The organism is Lawsonia intracellularis PHE/MN1-00 (assembly GCF_000055945.1).
In the GTDB taxonomy this organism is placed as follows: domain Bacteria; phylum Desulfobacterota; class Desulfovibrionia; order Desulfovibrionales; family Desulfovibrionaceae; genus Bilophila; species Bilophila intracellularis.
This window is the reverse complement of sequence record NC_008011.1, coordinates 592885-612338: the sequence shown is the minus strand read 5'-3', so window position 1 is coordinate 612338 and position 19454 is coordinate 592885. Positions and strand designations below refer to the sequence as shown.

The following is a 19454-nucleotide window of genomic DNA, read 5'->3' as shown; positions in this document are numbered from 1 at the left end:
TATAATTATAGTTTTCTATACAGGAAATATTAAGATAGAAAACTATAGTTACATTATATATACATATGAAAATATCTTCAAAAGATACTATTAGATACTATTTGTAATCTTTAAGAAGAAATAAAAATTAATAAAAAAATATATACGTTGCAAGTAGAAGATACATAAAGATTTTTTAGAGAAAAATAAAAATTTATTTATAATAGGTTAGTTATACTTCATCCTCCTAAATATGCTTCTTTTACTTTAGGGTTATTTAATAACTCTTGACCGTTACCTTCCATAACAATATTTCCAACTTCAAGTACATAGGCATAATCTGCTATTGAAAGTGCAGCAAATGCATTTTGTTCTACTAAAAGAATCGTCTTTCCTTCTGCATTGATTTGAAGAATGATATCAAAAAGTTCTTTTACAAGTCGGGGTGCAAGGCCAAGAGATGGCTCATCAAGCATAAGTAAGGAAGGTCTACTCATAAGAGCTCTCCCTAGAGCAAGCATTTGTTGTTCGCCACCAGAAAGTGTACCTCCTTTTTGCCAAGAACGTTCTTGTAATCTGGGGAAAAGAGAATATACCCATTTAATATCTTTTTGTATTTCATTTGCATCTTTTTGTATATAGGCACCAAGTTGTAAGTTTTCCAAAACCGTTAGATGAGGGAGGATACGTCTTCCTTCAGGGCTCATTGATATTCCTAGACGAACAATATCTTCAGGACTATGTTCTAAGAGCTGCTGTGGCATAGAAATATTGTCATTAGTATATACTATACTACCTGTAACTTGTTTTATTAAGCCAGATATTGAACGTATTATGCTGCTTTTACCAGCACCATTAGCACCAATAAGTGTTATAATTTTTCCTTTTGGAACCGATAATGTAACCCCTTGTACAGCATGGATACCACCATAATAAATATGAAGATGAGAAATGTTAAGCATAATGAGTTTCTTCACCTCCAAGATAAGCTTCAATTACTTTGGGATCATTTCGAATTTTTTGAGGAATACCTTCAGCAATAATTTGTCCATATTCAAGCACCCAAATATATTGGCATACTCCCATAACTAGCTTCATATCATGCTCAATGAGGAGGATAGTTAATTTAAATTCATCTCTGATATTTTTAATAAGATGCATAAGTTCAATACTTTCTTGTGGATTCATTCCAGCAGCAGGTTCATCAAGTAATAAAAGTTCTGGATAGGTAGCAAGTGCACGTGCTATTTCAAGTCTACGTTGAGCTCCATAAGGAAGTGAAGATGCTTTTTCATTTACATATAATTCAAGGTTAAAGCGTTGGATAAGTTCCATTGCTTGTCCTTTTATTTTTTTTTCTTCTCGAATCGCAGAAGGAACACCTATAACTGGCATCCACCAATATGAACTACGTCGTACATGGCATCCTAACATAATGTTTTCTAGGGTTGTTTCATTTGAAAAGAGACGAATATTTTGGAATGTTCTAGCCATCCCTAGTTGACAAATTTTGTATGGAGGAAGTCCAGTTATACTTTTTCCTTTAAAAAAAATATTTCCTTTATGTGGTGTATAAAATCCACTTATCATATTAAAGGCTGTAGTTTTTCCTGCACCATTAGGTCCAATGATAGCAGCAATAGAACCTTTTTCAACATTCATAGTTAAGTTGTTAACTGCAGTGATCCCACCAAATTGTATAACAATATTTTGTAGTTCAAGGATAGAATTTTGATTTTTTTGTTGAACATATTCTTTCATATATCTCTTTTCCTAGAGAAAAATTTAGTTATGTTTGTCCAACTGATTTCTTTCATTCCCATTATTCCTTCTCGTCGATAGAGAATAATTCCCAAAAGTATTAAAGAAAAAATAACCATGCGCATTCCAGGGATACCAGGAATTTGATAACTTCCAAAATTGAAAGGACTTTCTACAGCACGAAGCCATTCAAGAAGGATAGTAATAATAATGCTTCCTAATATACTCCCTGTTATAGACCCAAGACCACCTGCTACTACGATCATAAGAATGTTAAATGTTAGTAAAAAAGTAAACATTTTAGGATCAATTGTTGTAAGTAAATTTCCGAGGAGTGCTCCACCAATGCCAGCAAAAAAGGCTCCAATGGTAAAAGATAATGTTTTATAGTGAAGAGTATTAATACCCATAACTTTTGCTGCAATTTCATTATCTCTTATGGATTTAAATATGTTACCAAAATTACTTTGTAACAATTTTATAAGGAAAAACAGAGTAAGAAATAACCATCCATATGTTACAAAGAGATCCGTATGAGATGGAATACCTTTTATCCCAAGGGAACCATTGGTAATTGAAGCAACGTTTATAAGGATAACTCGAATAATTTCAGAAAATCCTAAGGTAGCAATAGCTAAATAGTCACCACCTAGTCTTAATACTGATAAAGCAATAAGGAGTCCAAAAAATGCAGAAACTAGTCCTCCAGCAAGAATAGAAAACCAAAAAGGTGTTTCAAGAACTGAAAATGGCCATATGATTGGTTCAAGTATCCACATAATTTCTTTTTGTTCAGCAGGTAGAATAAGAAGTGCAGATATATATGCTCCAATTGCCATAAATCCAGCATGACCAAGAGAAAACATTCCTGTAAAACCATAAACAAGGTTTAAAGAGAGGGCTAAAATAGTATTTATTGCAATGAGGTTTAGAAGTTGAATTTGGTACCCATTAAAAGTAGATTCTGCCCAAAGGAGAAAAAGTACTATAACTCCAATAGTAAGAACGTTGAAAATATAGTTACGAGTAGAAGAGTTCATATTTTTTCCTCTACGTATTCTCCAAAGATGCCCGTTGGTTTAATTAGTAACACTAATATAAGAATAATAAAAGCAAATGCGTCTCTATAGCCTGATAGTGTAGGTAAAAATGCAACTGTCATAATTTCAATAAAACCAAGTAAGAGTCCTCCTATCAGTGCGCCTTGGATAGACCCAATTCCACCAAGTACTGCTGCAATAAAAGCTTTAAATCCTGGGAATACTCCCATATATGGATTGATTTGTGGATAACGTAAAGACCACATAATACCTGAGGCAGCAGCAAGAGCAGAGCCTAAAGCAAATGTTAGCGCTATAATACGGTTAATAGGAACACCAAGTAACCTTGTAGTTTCAATATCTTTAGAGATTGCTCTCATAGCAAGACCAAATTTAGTTTTATAAATGATCCAAAGTAAGGCTAATACAAGAAAGAAACTAACAATAGGGACAATCAGTGTTAATGGAAGAATCCTTATCTTGCTAATAGAAAAAGGAGATATAAGCCATTCAGGCTGAAACACAGGTCGTGGTAGCCCAGAAAAAAGTACAACAGCAGAGCTTTCAATAAAAAAAGATACAGCAATTGCACTTATAAGAATAGATGTTCTTGGTGCATCTCTTAAAGGTCTATAAGCAACTTGATCAATAAGCATACCAATAAGGCTTACTCCAAAAATAGCAATAATGATAGAAATTTTCCATGGGAGGAGGAAGAGTGTTGTTCCATAGAAAAGGCAATAAGCACCTAGCATTAAAAGATCACCATGTGCAAAGTTAATAAAACGTAATATACCATAGACCATTGTGTATCCAATGGCTATAAGGCCATAAAGCGATCCAAGAGTTAGTGCATTGAAAAAGTGTTGAAAAAATATATTCAGAATCATTTTATGCCTTACTTAACAGATGGTAATTTAAAAATATAATTGTAGTAGGTTAGCATATTATTTTAGCTAGGTTGTTATTACTATTCTCCAGTAACTTCTCCAAGATATACCCTTTTGCCATTTTGATATTGAATAATACCAACAGGCATTTCTGCATCATGATGTTTATTTATAGTAAGTATACCAAGAGCTGTGGGTAAATTTTTTGTATTTTCAAGGGCATGAGTAATAGCTTCTGGATTTGATGAATTTGCTCTTTGAATAGCATCTATAACAATATTATAACAGTTATATCCAAGGGCAGAATTTACATTAGGATCCTTATAAGGAAATGTTTTTCGCCAAGCTTGTGTGAACTTAGTTGCTTCTTGGCTCATATGTGGCATATGGATATCGTATGGAAATGTCGTGTGTAGAAAACCATTTATAGATTGTCCACCAATTTCTAATGTATCAGGGTTATCCATAGCATCAGCTCCCATTAAAATAAATGTTGCTCCAAGTTCTTTAGCTTGTTTAATAATAATAGCTCCTTCAGAAAAGTAAGATGGTACAAATAATAGGTCAGGTTTTTTGGCTATAAGATCCATAAGTTGTGCTGTAAAGTCTTGATCTCCAGCATTATATTTTAAGTTAGCAACAATTTCTCCTCCTTGATGGACAAAAGCTTTTTTAAAAAAAGCTGTCAGTCCAACAGAGTAGTCACTTGAAACATCAGTTAGTGTAGCTGCTTTTTTAACTCCAAGATTTTTGGTTGCATAGGTTGCAACTGCTGCGCCTTGATAAGGATCAATAAAGCATGCACGGAAATAGTATTTTTTCCCTTGTGTGACTAAAGGGTTTGTACAAGAAGTCCCAATAACAGGAATTTTTGCTTGTTCAGCAACTTCTCCACCTGCAAGAGAAAGTGAAGAACCATAACTTCCAATAATAACACACACTTTATCTTGATCTATTAGACGTTTAACTGCATTTGCAGCTTCAACCTTGTCTGATTTATTATCTACAATAAAAAGTTGTACAGGCCTATTAAGAACAACAGGGTTTAGATCATGGGCAAGTTTAATTCCATCTAGTTCAAGTTGACCACCATATGCATTTTGACCAGTAAGTGGGAGGTATACACCTATTTTAATTGGCTCAGATGCATGGCTAGGTATGATTGCTCCATATAACAATATAATAGTAAGAATAGTGCCAAACATTACAGCAAATTTCATGTTTACTGCCTTTTTCATAAAGTTATAAGGTGTCTAATTAGCTACTATACATATGGTTTTGTATAATTATTTAAAGATAGTAGTTATGACAGGTAATTTATTAAGATAGTATATAATATATCATTTCTAGAGAGAGTTATCTTAGTATAAATAAGTAATATATCTATGTAACCTGTGAATTATTGACCATAGTAAAATATTTTTAGTAATGCAAGTTAAAAATAGATTTTTTCTGTGTAACTAGGGTGTTTTTAAATATTAATTTTTACTATGTTGAATATATTAGAAAAGTATACCAACGTTGTGTAATATATTAACTAGGTATAGCACAAGCAAGGTTAGGTGGACAAAGGTTATGATAGATATGTTCAAGTTTATGAGTAAGGAGGGAAACATCAAAAAGTTGGAATGCTTTTTTTTGTCCGGCTATACCCATACGTTGGGCAATATCTGGATTTTTTAACAACATGATTATAAAGTCAGCATATTCTTTTGGAGTAGTTGCAATAAGACCCGTAACTCCATGTTCTACAAGCTCTGTTTGTGCATTATCTTTGAAATTAAGGCATGGGTGTGTGACAATAGGTAATCCTGCAGACATGGCTTCAGCAATGGAAAGTCCAAAGCTTTCCCCTGTATCATTAGCATGGACAAAGATAGAAAGTTTATCTAGATAATTAGCTAACTCTAGTTCTGTAGTAATTTCAGGTAAAAAACTAATATTATTAGAAAGATTTTGTGTAGTAACAAAGTCATATGCTTCTTGTATACCTCCAACAATATAATACTGTAAGTCTGGTATTTGAGAGATAATTGTTGGAATTATATGCAAGCCAAAAGATATTGACCATTTACCTTTATCTGCTCTTGATAAGCGACCAATGACAGCATTCCTAAAGTTTTTTTTTTCTGGCGGAGTTGTATGTTTTGCTATAAACATTACATCCACAGGATTATATAACACATTGTACCGATTGCTAGGAACTTTTTCTTTATAAGCATTACTGAAACGTTCTGCACAAAAATGTGATACAAATAGTGTTTTATCAATTATACGTCCTGAATGACTAGGATCATGTCTACCAAATACATTAGTTTCAATAATCTTTGGTAGTTTTACTCCATGATGGAACCAGTGAGTTCCACGGAAAGCTCTCATGAGTTTTGGTTCTGGCCATCCTGCACGATGGAGATGAACAATATGAGGTTTAAATCGATATAAGACAGCTTCAAGAGGTATATTAATCCAAACAGGTATACCTGCATTTTTAAGAATGTCAGCACGTGGGCCGCTTGAAGGACTCCAAACAGCAACATTGAAATATTTTTTATTTAAATAAGTGGCAAAAAGTTGTGCTGTTTTTTCTGTACCACCTAAAGATAGTGATGGAGTAACATGAAGTACTCTTCTAAGGGATGATTTTGATATAGAAGAATATTGTATTTTCATTATAATTAGTCTTATAGTAACAACTTACTATAGTTGCAAGAAAACAATAAGAAGACTACAAATGACATATAAAGTGACTGTAAAGAAAAATAAAGTACGTTGTAGATTTTTCATCTCAATATATCATGATTTTTATTTTTGGGACTTACTATTAATAAGCTATCTTATATGAGTTATCTATTATTTTAATTATATATTGTTATATAGCTACATAGCTAGTTACCTATATTAATAGAATTAGCTATATTCTATAGCATTACATAGAGGATAAGGTGAGTAGTATGAAGAAATGGATGGTAATATGTTTTTTGGTATGGTTTGTGTCTCCTGTAATGGCAGGAAGCCGTTTTGATGACATTGATCTAAATAAAGATGGCTACATTTCTTGGGAAGAATTTCAAACAGTATTTCCAAATCTTAAAAAAGTTGCTTTTGATGCAATTGACACAAATAAAGATGGTAAAATTTCTCGTGAAGAATGGGAACGTTTCCAAAAATCACATGAACAAAATGTGCAAAGTGAAGAAGGAAAAAAGGAAATGGATAATGTGAAGATGCATCAAAGATCTCCTGAGGAGTTAACAGATTCTGAACAACCTAAGACTACAAGTACAAAGTCTCATATGAAGCCTTTAGTTCAACCACCAGTAACTAAATAGAATACTTAATATAGATAGAATAATTTTTGGGAGAATACATGAAGAAAGAAGATATTTCCCATAACGTTATAATAGGGAAAGATTTTTTACGTGCTCGTATTATTCAAGATATAGAATCAGGACGTTTTGATAAGCGTGTCCACACACGATTTCCTCCTGAACCTAATGGTTATCTTCACATTGGTCATGCTAAATCTATCTGTCTTAATTTTGGTATTGCTAAGGAGTTTTCTGGGCAATGTAATTTACGTTTTGATGATACAAATCCTATAAAAGAAGAGGTAGAGTATGTAGATTCTATTCGTGAGGACGTAAAATGGCTTGGTGGTGATTGGCAAAATAGAGAGTTTTATGCTTCTGATTATTTTGAAACATTATATAGCTTAGCAGAGCAGCTCATTTCTTTAGGTAAAGCATATGTAGATAGTCAGTCCGCTGATGAAATTCGAGAAACTCGTGGAACACTTACGACTCCAGGTATTGAAAGTCCTTATCGTAATCGGAGTGTTGAGGAAAATCTTGATTTATTCCGTCGAATGCGTGCCGGAGAGTTTCCTGATGGTTTACATGTTTTGAGAGCAAAAATTGATATGTCTTCACCTAATATTGTTATGAGAGATCCTACATTATACCGTATTAGGCATGCTGAACACCATCGTACAGGTAATGATTGGTGTATATATCCTATGTATGATTTTACACATTGTATTTCAGATTCACTTGAAAACATTACACATTCTATCTGTACATTAGAGTTTGAGAATAACAGAGAGTTGTATGATTGGATCCTTACCACACTAAATATGTATCATCCTCAACAAATAGAGTTTGCTAGGTTAGGATTAACATATAATGTGCTATCTAAACGTAAACTTATTCAGCTTGTCCATGAAGGACATGTTGATGGGTGGGATGATCCAAGAATGCCTACAATTTCTGGTTTACGTCGAAGGGGTTATACTCCAGAATCTATACAAAATTTTTGTAGCCGTATTGGTGTTGCCAGGTCTGAAAATCTTGTTGAGTATAGCTTATTAGAATTTTGTGTTCGAGAGCATTTAAATGCAACATCTCCCCGTGTAATGGGTGTGTTAAATCCATTGAAGGTTGTTATTGAAAATTATCCTGATGACAAAATAGAGTGGATAGATATGCCATATAGTTCAGATAATACAATTCCTGGTAGTAGGAAAGTACCCTTTACACGAGAATTGTATATTGAACAAGATGACTTTCGTGAGGATCCTCCTAGTAAGTTTTATAGACTTTATCCTGGAGGAGAAGTACGTTTAAGATATACTTATTATATTACATGTACAGAAGTTATCAAAGATAGTGAAGGTAAAGTAATTGAACTTCGTTGTACATATGATCCAAACTCAAAAGAAGTTGAAAAAACTGATAAGAAAAAAGTAAAAGGAAAGATTCATTGGGTTTCTGCTTCTCATTCTATACCAGTTGAAGTTAGGCTTTATGAACATCTGTTTACACTTGCTGATCCTTCTACAGCTTCAGAAGGAACTCACATTAGTGAACTTATAAATCCTGATTCTAAACAAATAGTAACAGGTTTTGTTGAGCCTTCATTAAAGGGTAGTAAGCCAGGAGAAAAGGTTCAATTTGAGCGGGTTGGATATTTTTGTGTAGATCCAGATACACAAGGAGATAGACTTGTTTTTAATAGGACTGTGACACTAAAAGATTCATGGGCAAAAATTGAAAAAAAAGATACTTAAAATTAGTAAAGAATTAAAACTAGTTAGAATAGAGCTTTATCTTTTTTAGCTTAAGGATACTTATTTTACTAACTAATACAGCGTAATTATAGATTTGTAGAGAATGTGAAGGTAAGATTAAAAAGGTACATCATCCATACCACTAGCTTCAGAAGGGAATGGGCTTATATCTTCAAATCCATTTTGTTGTGTATTAGTACTACTTACAGGTTGTTCTTGTTGATATAGTCCTTGTCCTAAGTCTGCTCCTTTTCTATCTAAAAATTGAACACGTTGAGCTTTTATCTCTGTTGTATAGCGATCTTGCCCTTGTTGGTCTTGCCACTTTCTTGTTTGAAGATTACCTTCAACAAAAACTAAGCTTCCTTTACTCAGATATTGACCACAATTTTCAGCTGCACGTTGAAATACAGAAACTCTATGCCATTCTGTCCGTTCAACTTTATTTCCATCTCGATCAGTATAAGATTCATCTGTTGCAATATTAAGACTACATACAGGGCTTCCTGTTTGAGTATACCGAATTTCTGGATCTCTTCCAAGTCTTCCAATAATCATAACTTTATTTAACATTGTTTATTGTCCTATATATATATATGGTATGTTTTTGTTAAGGAAGTAAAACTTTTTGATTAAGTTCTGTTAATTGATCTTCTAATATATTACTTAGATCATTTGCTTCTTTAGGTTTCCAGTCTGCTAGTGCTAATTCTAACTTTTTTTTAGTTTGGACAAGATTCTGAATCCCTTGATGAAGAGTATTTTTGATTGTTGTAGGCCAATCTCCAAAAGAAAGTTGATTTTCTAATGAGTCAACAAGTTCTAAAACCCCTCTTTTTTCTCCATGGTATGGTGGAGTGGGCCATGTAAGTTCTGTAAGGTTAGGCCATGTTATGGCAACATCTTCTTCCCTATAAGTCCAAGCCGAAACACGTATTTGAAGAATTTTACCCATACCATTACTCTTGTTCTTGCCATTCCGTTTGTACTTTCAGAATAACATCTTCAATTTGTTGAAGTTGATTTTGTGGACAAATACCAATAAGAGGGCTTCCTACGTTTACATTTTCATTATGTTGAAAGTATGTAGCATAGATGATTCCTTCTGGTCCAGAGTAATGGAGTGGGGTTTCTCTTTTCATTCGTGAAACAATAAAAAGCTCCATTCCATCGTATACCATAACGGATTTGCAACCAGCTGTTCTAATTTTTGCATCAACTTGTTGGGTAAAGTAATATTTTGCACGTTCTGGTGCTGAAAAAATATGAAGAGCTTTCTGAAGAATCAATTGAAGTACTTCATCTTTTGACAGAAAGTGTCGGATAACTAAAAGTGGTGTTTTTGCTTGTACAAATGTTCCTTCAAGTTCTTTATGAATTGTAGCAACATATCCTTTTTGTTGACTGTAAATAGGTTTAGAGTTTCTTTCCCTTGTAAGTGTAGCTAAAAGGGTACCTGATTTTTCTTTCCAAGTTCCAGAAGGACCATTTACTTTATCACCAATATTAAGAGTATTAAATGTCACTATCCCTGTATGAGGGGAAGAGATAGTGACTTCTTCATATGGAGATTTTTTAATATGTTCAAGTAAGGTTGTGATGTCCAACATAAAAGGGTTGTTACCTATATGATTATAATATGTTATCTATAATTATGTTATCTATAATAAAGATTACGTCCACCAACAGTAAGTAATAGTTGTTTAAGATTCGCTTGTGCTTCACGTCGATCCCATACACCTTGGATATGTCCACGAGCTAATGCTTTATAAGCATTGTGATAGTCTGGAGGAATATCCATGCCTGTGGTTTCTTTGATGACACCTCTCCCTGCAAATCCAATATTTGAGGATCGAATAGCATATTGATATGGGGAACAACCAAGAAAACTTGCAACAGGTCCTGCGTAAGAGTTTGTATCATATAAAACTATGTAAAGTCCTCCAGCATTGATATAGCGACGGACTGCTACTGTACAACGAGGCATTTGTGCAAGACCATGTGTTCCTTCTTGAATACGAATCCCTGCAGTTCCATGTACATAGGCTAAAAAAGGATAACGTTTTTTTGTTGCACGGTTTATTGCTTTAACAAATTTTGTTCCTTCTGCAGCTCCAACAGAACCTCCTCTGAAACTGCCAACAAAAATAGCAACAATTGTTTTTATTCCATGAATAGTAGCTTCAAAGGTAATACAGCCGCTTTTTAGTTTTGTTTTTTTACGGGCTTCTATTAGTTTTTCATCAAATTTTGTAAATTTTAACGGGTTGATAGCTTCTATTTCTGTATTGAATTCTCGTATAGAATTTTCATCAAAAATATTTTTAGCAACCCATTGATATTCCATAGGAAAGTGATGACCGCATGATGTACATACTCCTGCAAATTCACCAAAGAGATCTGGAGCCCAAAGATCAAAACATCCATGTGTTGCTGCATTAGGGCAAGAGATAGAACGATCTTCTGTAGCTCGTGGACTAATATATGACCATCTACCCTTTCGAGATTCTGTATCATCCCAATCAGAGAGAGTTGTTAGCTGGTGAACTACAGCTTCTTCTATTTGACGTTTGGGAGGCCTTATTCTACAAAGTGGGGCTGTTAAACGACTTTTAACTAAGTGGAGTTCAGAAGTAATTTCATCAAAGACAAATCTAATTTTACGTTGGCATTTTGTATAGAAGAAGTAACGTGTTTTTGAGACAAGTGTTCCTATAGAGTCATTTAATAAGTTATGAAATTTATTAAAAAATGGACGTTGATCAAGGCATGAGTTTTTTGATAAAGTTATAAATTTCTTTTGACGTTTAGAAACAAGGCGAGCACAAGATTTGAGATTTAAATTCCAACCTACATACATTTCATCTATATTAATGTCCTCTTTTCCCAGCCTATTAAGAGCTATTCTACGGAATAACCCAAGGCCTCTTACACCAAGGACTACTTCATCTGTAGCACGAATGACTTCTTGGCGGAGTTTTCGAAAAAAGTCATAATGATGAGGTCGTGCTCCTAAATCTGGCTCTTGTATCACTCCATCAATAAAGCCAAACGATAAATTATCTTTTGCTGTCATATGAAGTTGATTAGCACAAAATTCAATAAGTTCTGGTGTAGCACGTTCACCTGGTTTTAATTTGCCTTCAATAGCTGCAGCTCCTTCAGGAGAAATAACAGAATAATATCCATGTGAAAGCATAAGTCGTTTATCAGCAAGTGCAATTGCTTCTGCTCCTCCAGATCCTCCTTCAGAGATAATAGAAATAATAGGGACAGAAAGATCTGCCATTTCATAAAGGTTTTTTGCAATTTGTTGTGCTGCACCTGGGGTATCTTCAATGGGGTATGAGCCTGGAGTGAAAACATATGTATGGATTGGGATACCTTCAGTTTCTGCAACTTTCATATAATGTAAAGCCTTAGAGTTACCCCATGGTTTTACTGATCCACCATTACGAAACTCTTCTCCATGCCCTTTTTCTTGACCTATGACCATAATAAATTGGTTATATGTCTTTTTTCCCCTACGACGAGTGATAGTAGCACGTGCAATCAACATACTTGGATCAATACTATGTTCTTGTTGACCAGCTATTTCTGTGAAGTTATCATATACATTTTCTAAAATATCATGAAGGCAAATTCGTTGAGGATGACGAACAATACGCACTTTATCCATAGGGGTAAGCTTTGTTTCAAGCTTATGTTCCATAAAAGTGAATAGCTCTTCAAGGGTTCCAATTTCTGCACTTGGGTCTTGTTGAGTTTCTCCATTGGTACGATTGGTAAAAGTTGCTAGCCGGCCTTGTAATAATTCAATAACTTTAGCGTGCTTCCCTGCAAAAATATCTTTTAGATAATTAAGGCGTTCAGTAAGATGATATATTTGTTTTTCTATATCCATAGATGTACTCAATTAAAATTGGAGGATACGTTCTGTATTTGATTTAAGGAATTGTATGTTTGACTTTAATGTCTCTCCCTGTTGATTTTTCCCTTTTAATGATAGTTGGTTAAGAAATTTCAGGCCACGTTGTTGGGCTTCAGCAAGATCTTTTCCCCAAATAATAGCTAAAGCAAGGTTAGGATCAAATTCTACAGGAATTTCATAAGGTTTGTTTGTAGGAACATGAGTATGCATGGTAAGCCATGGTTGATCTTTCCATGAAAAAGTATCAATACAACCTACCCATGGTGTAAATTTACAGTCAGGATCTTCAGCAATAAGTCGATATTCAATTCCAACTCCTTCAAATGATATATCATTTTGAGTATATCCTAAAGGTTCGCCAAGAGCTATACGAATTTGCTCTGCGATAAGGTCAACACCGTCTTTCCCATGAATTCTAGCAATACGTGCTGAAACACCATTTTCGACTTGGATACGTGTATTGACTTCCATTAGAAATGGATTCCCTTTGTGTGTTACAATCCATTCCCAAGTTCCAACATTATTATAGCCTACTTTTTGTGCCATGGTAAGAGAATAGTTTGTAATGTCTTCAAGAACTTTTGCAGCATTAAAGTTGTATTTTATTGTTTGTGGATAAAATCCTGGAGCTACTTCTATACGTTTTTGTAATCCAGTAGATTGAATTGTACAATTTCTTGTTCCAAAGTGTACAGGTTTTTTGCCAGATTGATCGGCAATAATTTGCACTTCAAGATGACTAAAATTACAAATTCGTTGTTCAATTAAGACACCTTCATCTTTAAACTGTCGTAGTGCATAATTACGGATACGACGATATACCGCACGAAATTGGTCTATATCATAGACTTCTTCAATACCCATCCCACCTCCGCCTGCAGAGGCCTTTACAAGGACTAAGGGTCGTTGAATGCCTTGTTGTACTTGGAAGCTATATAAAATCCTTGCGATTTTTTCTGCTTCCATTTCATCATAAATTGGTTTGTCTGAGCCTGGAACAGTTGGAACTTTTAAACTTCTTGCAAGACGTTTTGTATTAATTTTGTCTCCAAGTTCACGGATGACTCTCCATGATGGTCCTATGAAAATAAGATTTCGAGTACGAGTTGTAACTCGGCGGGCAAAACGAAAATCTTCAGCAAAAAAACCATATCCTGGGTGAATAGCCGTTGCTCCTGACTCATCTGCTATTGATAAAATTTCGTTTGCATCATGATAAGAAGCAATTTTGTATAATGATTGAGAAGTACCAAACTCTTTAGCCATCAATACATGACCAGATGCTAAATCTTCAGCTGTATAGACACAAACAAAATCAAGTCCTAGTTTACGACATGCTTGAGCAATACGTACTGCTATCTCGCCTCGGTTAGCAATTAGGACTTTATGTCTTATTTTTTTCACAGACAGAGACCTCCATCGTGTTCCTTGTCTTTTATGTAATGTGGCTATGTGGTGTAACGTTTATATAACGTGTTCCTATAGTTATCATTTGCATAGTGGTAGTGTATAAAAGGAGTTATTAAGTTACTTCAGAAAAGTAGTTAGATTATATAGCACCTTTTAGACTATCTTTATAAGGATGAAAAGGGGTCATCTATCAATAAATTTTATAGACAGCTAATTTGAGAACTATAAGAAAAAACATCAAACTAATATAATAGTTAAAAAAGGATTAGGACGCAAGTTGATATAGTTAGCTAATAAATTAGAAGTTAGTTTTTAATTTATAATTATTTATTATGTATAGTGAAATTATCCTTAACTAGAAAAGTCGATAAATATTTATTGTAAAGGATTGGTTACTTTTCTTTCAAGGGTAAATTCTACACGTCTATTTTGTGCTCTATTTTCAGGAGTATCATTTGGTGCAAGAGGATCAAGGTCACCAAGACCTGTAGCGGTCATCCGTGTTGCTTCAATCCCCCCTTGGAGAAGCTTCCTAAGGACATTAACCGCCCTAAGCGCTGATAATTCCCAGTTATTGTGAAAGCGTGCACCTTCAGATACAGACGAATTATCTGTATATCCTTTAATATTAATAGATTGCTCACGATTCTTAAGAAATAGATCACGAAGCTGCGATAAAGCCTTTTCTCCTTGAGGTGTAAGTTGCTCTGAGCCAGGTGCAAATAGAACTTCATCAGGCAACCTTAATGTAATGATCCCATTGTCGAAAGTAGCCTTTATGTTATCTCCTAGGGCATGCTCTGTAATGAAGCTTCTAATAGCATCAAATGTATTTTTTTGAGCAGCAATCATTTCTTCACGAAGTTTTAAGAAGTCTGCTACTTCTGACTCTTTTATAGTTTGTTTAGTTGTAATGTTTTTTTGTTGATCTCCACCAAAGGTATCTCTAATTGCACTAAAGGAGCTATCAAATTTTTCTTTATCAAGGCTAGACATAGAGAGAATTAAAATAAAAAATGTGAGAAGGAGCAGAGAAATATCACAGAAGACTGTAAGCCAACCATCATTTTTATCATCATCGTCATCTGAAAGTAATGAGGTATCAAGCACGAATTCTCTCCTTTGGTGGTAAAAAAGATGAAAGTTTTTCATAAACAAGTTTAGGATTATTATTCTCTAAAATAGATTTAGCACCTTCAAAAATAATAAATAGAATAAGTTCTTCTTGTAGAGATTTTGCTTTAAGTTTGTCAGCAATAGGGATAAAAACAAGATTTGCTATAATAGATCCATAAAATGTAGTTAATATAGCTACAGCCATACCTTCTCCTAATTCTGAAGGATCATTCATTGTTGCTAACATTTGTACAAGCCCAATAAGTGTTCCTATCATTCCAAATGCTAGCCCAAGATAGCCTAATTTTTGGAATACATTAATGCCAACTTTATGTCTTCGTTTTAATGATGCAATTTCTATAGCTACTGTGTCATGGATTAGAGAGGGGTCTGCATTATCTGCAATGAGTTGTGTTGCTTTTTTTAAAAGTGGATTATCTGTTTGAATACGTTCAAGAGCAAGTGTTCCTTCCCTACGACTAATTTCGGCAATTTTGACCATTGTTGTTACTACGTCAGAAGCTTTTGTTTTTTTTGAAGAGAAAGCTTTGACTCCTGCAGAAATGGCTTGACGAACATCTTCAAACGGAAAAGATATTAAAATTGATGCGCTTACTCCACCAAAAACAATAATCATACTAGGAACATGAATAAATTTTCCTGGTACAGGACCTATAAAAATAGCAACCAGCACAAGGGTAAAACCAAATACAATCCCTAGTAACGTAGCTATATCCATTTGAGGACCCCATATAGAAATAATACTTCTGCAAAACAATTTATAACTATATGTATAAACTGTTAACTAACTTTATGCTATAATATACAGAGGATATACTATTATATAATAGTAATATATTAATTAGTATTAACTCAAGATATATTATACTTATTTATAATTAAGTATAGAATTATGATAATAATAAATATTTTTTACTTATATCAATATGTTAGTAATATCGTATTATTTTTTATTTTTATAATATTTATTGTTAAAATAACATATATATTATACAGTACTATCTGTTATATTATTTTATATAATATATAAATATCATAGTAATATACTATAGGAGATAATAGTTTTGATAAAATATAAAGTGCTTTTTTTTAGTATATCTTTATTAGTTGTTATGGGAGTGACTATTCCTTTACCTGTATTGCCTGCTATTGCTCAACGTTTTATGTTAACTACAGAGCAAGTTAGTTGGGTTACAGTTGCTTATACATCTCCTGGTATCATTATGGCTCTTATTGCAGGAGTTTTAGCAGATAGACTTGGAAGGAAAGCTGTTTTAGTCCCTGGTGTCCTTCTTTTTGGAATAGGTGGGTTATTATGTGCCTTTTCTCTTAATTTTACTATGCTAATTATATTTCGTGTTATTCAGGGCATGGGAGGGGGCGTTATTGGAGTATTATATGCTACCTTGCCAGCTGATATGTATCATAAAGAAGATCTTCCAAAAATTATGGGCCAAATTTCAGCTGTAGCAAGTATTGGTATTGCTATTTTCCCTACTGTAGGTGGGCTTTTAGGCGAAATTGTTTGGCATGCTCCGTTTTGGGTAAGTATCCTTGCTTTTCCTGTTGCTTGGCTTAGTTTTTACCTTCCCCTAGTTAAAGGAAGTAGCTCAGTTAAGTGGAAAAAGTATTTTATAGATACAAAGGAGATTATCACTAACCAGAAAGCATTAATATTATTTAGTTTAACTTTTTTATCTTATTGTATTTATTACGGCCCTGTGAATACATATTTCCCTATGATGGCACATATACGTTTTTATGTATCACCTGCAGAAATAGGAAATATTTTTATTATACTTGCTATAGGTATTGGAATGAGTGCTTTTAGTTTAGGATGGTTGAATAATCATGTTCAGTTTAATATATTACTACTTATGGCAGGTTTTGGGTATTTTTTGGCTCAATTTTCATTTATTATAATGCCAAGTATGAAGTGGATGATCGTCCCTTTAATTTTTGAAGGTCTTGCTCAGGGTATTACTTTACCAATTGTTGCTGAACGCATTGCTATTTTAGCGCCTACAAATAATAGAGCTGCAGTTATGGCTGTAAATGGAAGCATATTCAGATTTAGTCAAAGTGTATCACCTTTAATCTTTGGGTTAGCTTGGACACTTTGGGGATGGCATGGACCTTACATCTTAGGGGTACTATTTTCTATCCTTATAATATCTATTGTACTCTTTATTGTAAGAAAGAAGTTTAATACTATTTGATATAATAGCCTACTGGTAGGAATACATAACAGTTAGTTCTCGTTAAAAATTTCTTTTTTCTTTTTAGTGTTATGCTGATCATTCTTAAAAGAGTAATTATGTACTTTTATATAAATCAATAAACATAGTCTGTTGATAATACGTTGTACTCATTTTTTATAGTATATTTAGTGAATACATTTTTTATACAAGATAAGAATACATTTATTATACTACTAGCTAGTTGAAGAAAAAGGATATTTATTATATATAAGATAAGTTAAAGATATAGATAAGTTGGAGAGATAATAATGTCGTTTTTGTGGGAAAAAGCATTTAGCCAGGGAGCGTTTCCATGGAAAGATGTTGATTGTTTTTCTTGCAAGATTGATATTGATAATCTTGAGACATTTAAGCATTACCTTGATTTTGTACAAATAAAATTTTGCCTGTTAAAAGAGTGGAGCACACAGCCACAATATCCTTTAATTGAACATAGAGAATTATTACCTTCTTTTGAAGCAGAACTTTTAGAATATAAAGAGTTACCAGGATTTTCGATGGTAGCCTTTGCCCGTCCTCTTGAAAGTTTTAATGAAATTTTCCAATATGATATTTTACATTCATGTGATCCATTAAATTCTATCCCTGGAAAAGAGGAAAAAGAAGCAGAGTTAAAGTGTATTGCTCATAATATACAGACATTTTTAACTCGGTTACCTAAAAACAATCAAGATGCTTTTAAACAACGCTTTCAACATGTAGACATATCTTCTTTGGATTATTATCCAGCAATCCTTCCATACTTATGTCATATGGATCGAGCTCATGTATTTGCTACAGATCCACTAGGATACTATTATCTTGCTGGAATATTTGGGTCATTCCCTTCAGATATAGATGGTGAAATAAAACGATATGGCCTTAAAATTCGTAAGTTTCAGCTTGGTAATAACAGCCTTTATGAGCAAAACAGACTATTTGTATATCAGTTTTTGATGGAACTTTATGGCTTTCCTGTTGCTTCTGAGCGTAGAACATCAGCTGCTTTATTCTCTCGCCGTCTTCATAAAATGGGTGAACATTTTATGGTTAGAGTGTTAGGTCAATCTGATAGAGTAATAACAACAATATGGAATAATGGAGGTAACAGATTATACCCCAGAGTTGAAAAGGTTGCGCTTATTCGTGTTGAGCCTGGTCAGAAAGAAGTTATAGAACGTCTTTCAAAGGGAAGTTATTTTGTTGATCCAAAGAATTATATTGCCATTATTCGTATCAAATATAAACAACATCGCTATAATCATGATAATGTTAGGCAAGAGCGTGCACTTTCTGTTGAGAGTCAAGAAATTATTCATCCTTTAACAGGTGAAATATTAGAAGATGTTAATATTATAAAAGATACTAGCACAATTATTTTGCACTTAAATGATATTGTCCGTGGTGAATATGTTGGACGTATAGTTTATAAACGTAATGAGTTGATAGAAAACACAGAAACAGAAGAAAAACGACTTAAATTTTTATTTGCATGGCTTTCAAAAAATCAACGACGACTTGTTAGCTATAGTGATGAATTCTTTACTTCAATGGTAAAAATTTTAGAAGGTTATCTTCATGCACCAAACCATAAAGATTTATTTGAAGAATATGGTGACCTTTACCATGAGGTAATGAATAAATATGCGTATATTCGCCAAGCACGTATGGTCAAACATCTAGAAGATATTATGTCACGAAATGTTAAAGGAGTGAGAATTAGTTATAATAAAATGTTGTTAGAAGCTGTAAAAATTTTAAGAGAATTAAAGTTTGAGCTTGTAACATATTTTGATCAAATTACAGCTACTGTTATTCACCATATAGAAACAATATTAGATGATAGATACTTAAGACGTACTTATATTGAGAATCCAAAAAAAGAATTGACACCTGCAGGATATGAAATACGAAAAAATTATGGAAGGTTAGTTAGTCTTCATGACACATTTATTTCAATCCAGTCTTCACGTTAGGAATTTTTTCCCTTTTAAGAATGCT

At 33.5% G+C, this 19454-nt stretch carries 17 protein-coding genes; 4 read left to right on the top strand and 13 right to left on the bottom strand.

Annotated elements, in window-relative coordinates; genetic code table 11:
* Nucleotides 1–218 precede the first annotated feature (218 nt).
* From LI_RS02730 to LI_RS02705, 6 genes are all read right to left on the bottom strand, one after another.
* Complete coding sequence (locus tag LI_RS02730) at nucleotides 219–941, bottom strand: ABC transporter ATP-binding protein (RefSeq protein ID WP_011526584.1); 723 nt, start codon at nucleotides 939–941, stop codon at nucleotides 219–221.
* Nucleotides 934–1740 carry an ABC transporter ATP-binding protein gene (locus tag LI_RS02725; RefSeq protein WP_011526583.1) on the bottom strand — a complete coding sequence of 269 codons (807 nt, stop codon included), beginning with the start codon at nucleotides 1738–1740 and terminating at the stop codon, nucleotides 934–936. The genes LI_RS02730 and LI_RS02725 overlap by 8 nt, the downstream gene beginning before the upstream one ends.
* The gene (locus LI_RS02720; protein WP_011526582.1) at nucleotides 1737–2780 is read right to left on the bottom strand and encodes a branched-chain amino acid ABC transporter permease; all 1044 of its coding nucleotides are present in this window, start codon (nucleotides 2778–2780) and stop codon (nucleotides 1737–1739) included. Before LI_RS02720 ends, LI_RS02725 begins: the two co-directional genes overlap by 4 nt.
* Nucleotides 2777–3670, bottom strand: coding sequence for a branched-chain amino acid ABC transporter permease (locus tag LI_RS02715; RefSeq protein WP_011526581.1), 894 nt, complete (start codon nucleotides 3668–3670; stop codon nucleotides 2777–2779). The genes LI_RS02720 and LI_RS02715 overlap by 4 nt, the downstream gene beginning before the upstream one ends.
* A gap of 80 nt (nucleotides 3671–3750) precedes the next feature.
* On the bottom strand, nucleotides 3751–4890 hold the full coding sequence (locus LI_RS02710; RefSeq protein WP_011526580.1) for an ABC transporter substrate-binding protein: 1140 nt from the start codon (nucleotides 4888–4890) through the stop codon (nucleotides 3751–3753).
* A gap of 313 nt (nucleotides 4891–5203) precedes the next feature.
* Nucleotides 5204–6340 carry a glycosyltransferase family 4 protein gene (locus tag LI_RS02705; protein ID WP_011526579.1) on the bottom strand — a complete coding sequence of 379 codons (1137 nt, stop codon included), beginning with the start codon at nucleotides 6338–6340 and terminating at the stop codon, nucleotides 5204–5206.
* Nucleotides 6341–6621: 281 nt separating this feature from the next.
* Here LI_RS02705 and LI_RS02700 point away from each other — a divergent pair, with 281 nt between their 5' ends.
* Nucleotides 6622–6999 (top strand): EF-hand domain-containing protein, encoded by a 378-nt coding sequence (locus LI_RS02700; protein ID WP_011526578.1) that lies wholly within the window; start codon nucleotides 6622–6624, stop codon nucleotides 6997–6999.
* A 38-nt stretch (nucleotides 7000–7037) separates the two neighbouring features.
* Nucleotides 7038–8735, top strand: a complete 1698-nt coding sequence (locus LI_RS02695) for a glutamine--tRNA ligase/YqeY domain fusion protein (protein ID WP_011526577.1) — start codon at nucleotides 7038–7040, stop codon at nucleotides 8733–8735.
* Nucleotides 8736–8852: 117 nt separating this feature from the next.
* Here the strand turns inward: LI_RS02695 and LI_RS02690 are convergent, their stop codons facing one another.
* The 7 genes from LI_RS02690 to LI_RS02660 all read right to left on the bottom strand — a co-directional run bounded on the left by LI_RS02690 (nucleotide 8853) and on the right by LI_RS02660 (nucleotide 15931).
* Nucleotides 8853–9308, bottom strand: a complete 456-nt coding sequence (locus LI_RS02690; RefSeq protein WP_011526576.1) for a single-stranded DNA-binding protein — start codon at nucleotides 9306–9308, stop codon at nucleotides 8853–8855.
* 37 nt (nucleotides 9309–9345) lie between these two features.
* Nucleotides 9346–9690 carry a hypothetical protein gene (locus LI_RS02685; RefSeq protein WP_011526575.1) on the bottom strand — a complete coding sequence of 115 codons (345 nt, stop codon included), beginning with the start codon at nucleotides 9688–9690 and terminating at the stop codon, nucleotides 9346–9348.
* A gap of 4 nt (nucleotides 9691–9694) precedes the next feature.
* Nucleotides 9695–10345, bottom strand: a complete 651-nt coding sequence (locus LI_RS02680) for a hypothetical protein (RefSeq protein ID WP_011526574.1) — start codon at nucleotides 10343–10345, stop codon at nucleotides 9695–9697.
* A 47-nt stretch (nucleotides 10346–10392) separates the two neighbouring features.
* On the bottom strand, nucleotides 10393–12639 hold the full coding sequence (locus tag LI_RS02675) for an acetyl-CoA carboxylase carboxyl transferase subunit alpha/beta (protein ID WP_011526573.1): 2247 nt from the start codon (nucleotides 12637–12639) through the stop codon (nucleotides 10393–10395).
* Nucleotides 12640–12651: 12 nt separating this feature from the next.
* Nucleotides 12652–14070: a biotin carboxylase N-terminal domain-containing protein gene (locus tag LI_RS02670; RefSeq protein WP_011526572.1), complete on the bottom strand. Its 1419-nt coding sequence runs from the start codon at nucleotides 14068–14070 to the stop codon at nucleotides 12652–12654.
* A gap of 381 nt (nucleotides 14071–14451) precedes the next feature.
* Nucleotides 14452–15186, bottom strand: a complete 735-nt coding sequence (locus tag LI_RS02665; RefSeq protein WP_015353742.1) for an OmpA/MotB family protein — start codon at nucleotides 15184–15186, stop codon at nucleotides 14452–14454.
* Nucleotides 15179–15931, bottom strand: coding sequence for a motility protein A (locus LI_RS02660; protein ID WP_011526570.1), 753 nt, complete (start codon nucleotides 15929–15931; stop codon nucleotides 15179–15181). Before LI_RS02660 ends, LI_RS02665 begins: the two co-directional genes overlap by 8 nt.
* Before the next feature lie 346 nt (nucleotides 15932–16277).
* Here LI_RS02660 and LI_RS02655 point away from each other — a divergent pair, with 346 nt between their 5' ends.
* Both LI_RS02655 and LI_RS02650 read left to right on the top strand, forming a co-directional pair.
* The gene (locus tag LI_RS02655; protein ID WP_011526569.1) at nucleotides 16278–17432 is read left to right on the top strand and encodes an MFS transporter; all 1155 of its coding nucleotides are present in this window, start codon (nucleotides 16278–16280) and stop codon (nucleotides 17430–17432) included.
* A gap of 290 nt (nucleotides 17433–17722) precedes the next feature.
* Nucleotides 17723–19429 (top strand): hypothetical protein, encoded by a 1707-nt coding sequence (locus LI_RS02650; protein ID WP_011526568.1) that lies wholly within the window; start codon nucleotides 17723–17725, stop codon nucleotides 19427–19429.
* The last annotated feature ends 25 nt before the right edge of the window (nucleotides 19430–19454 follow it).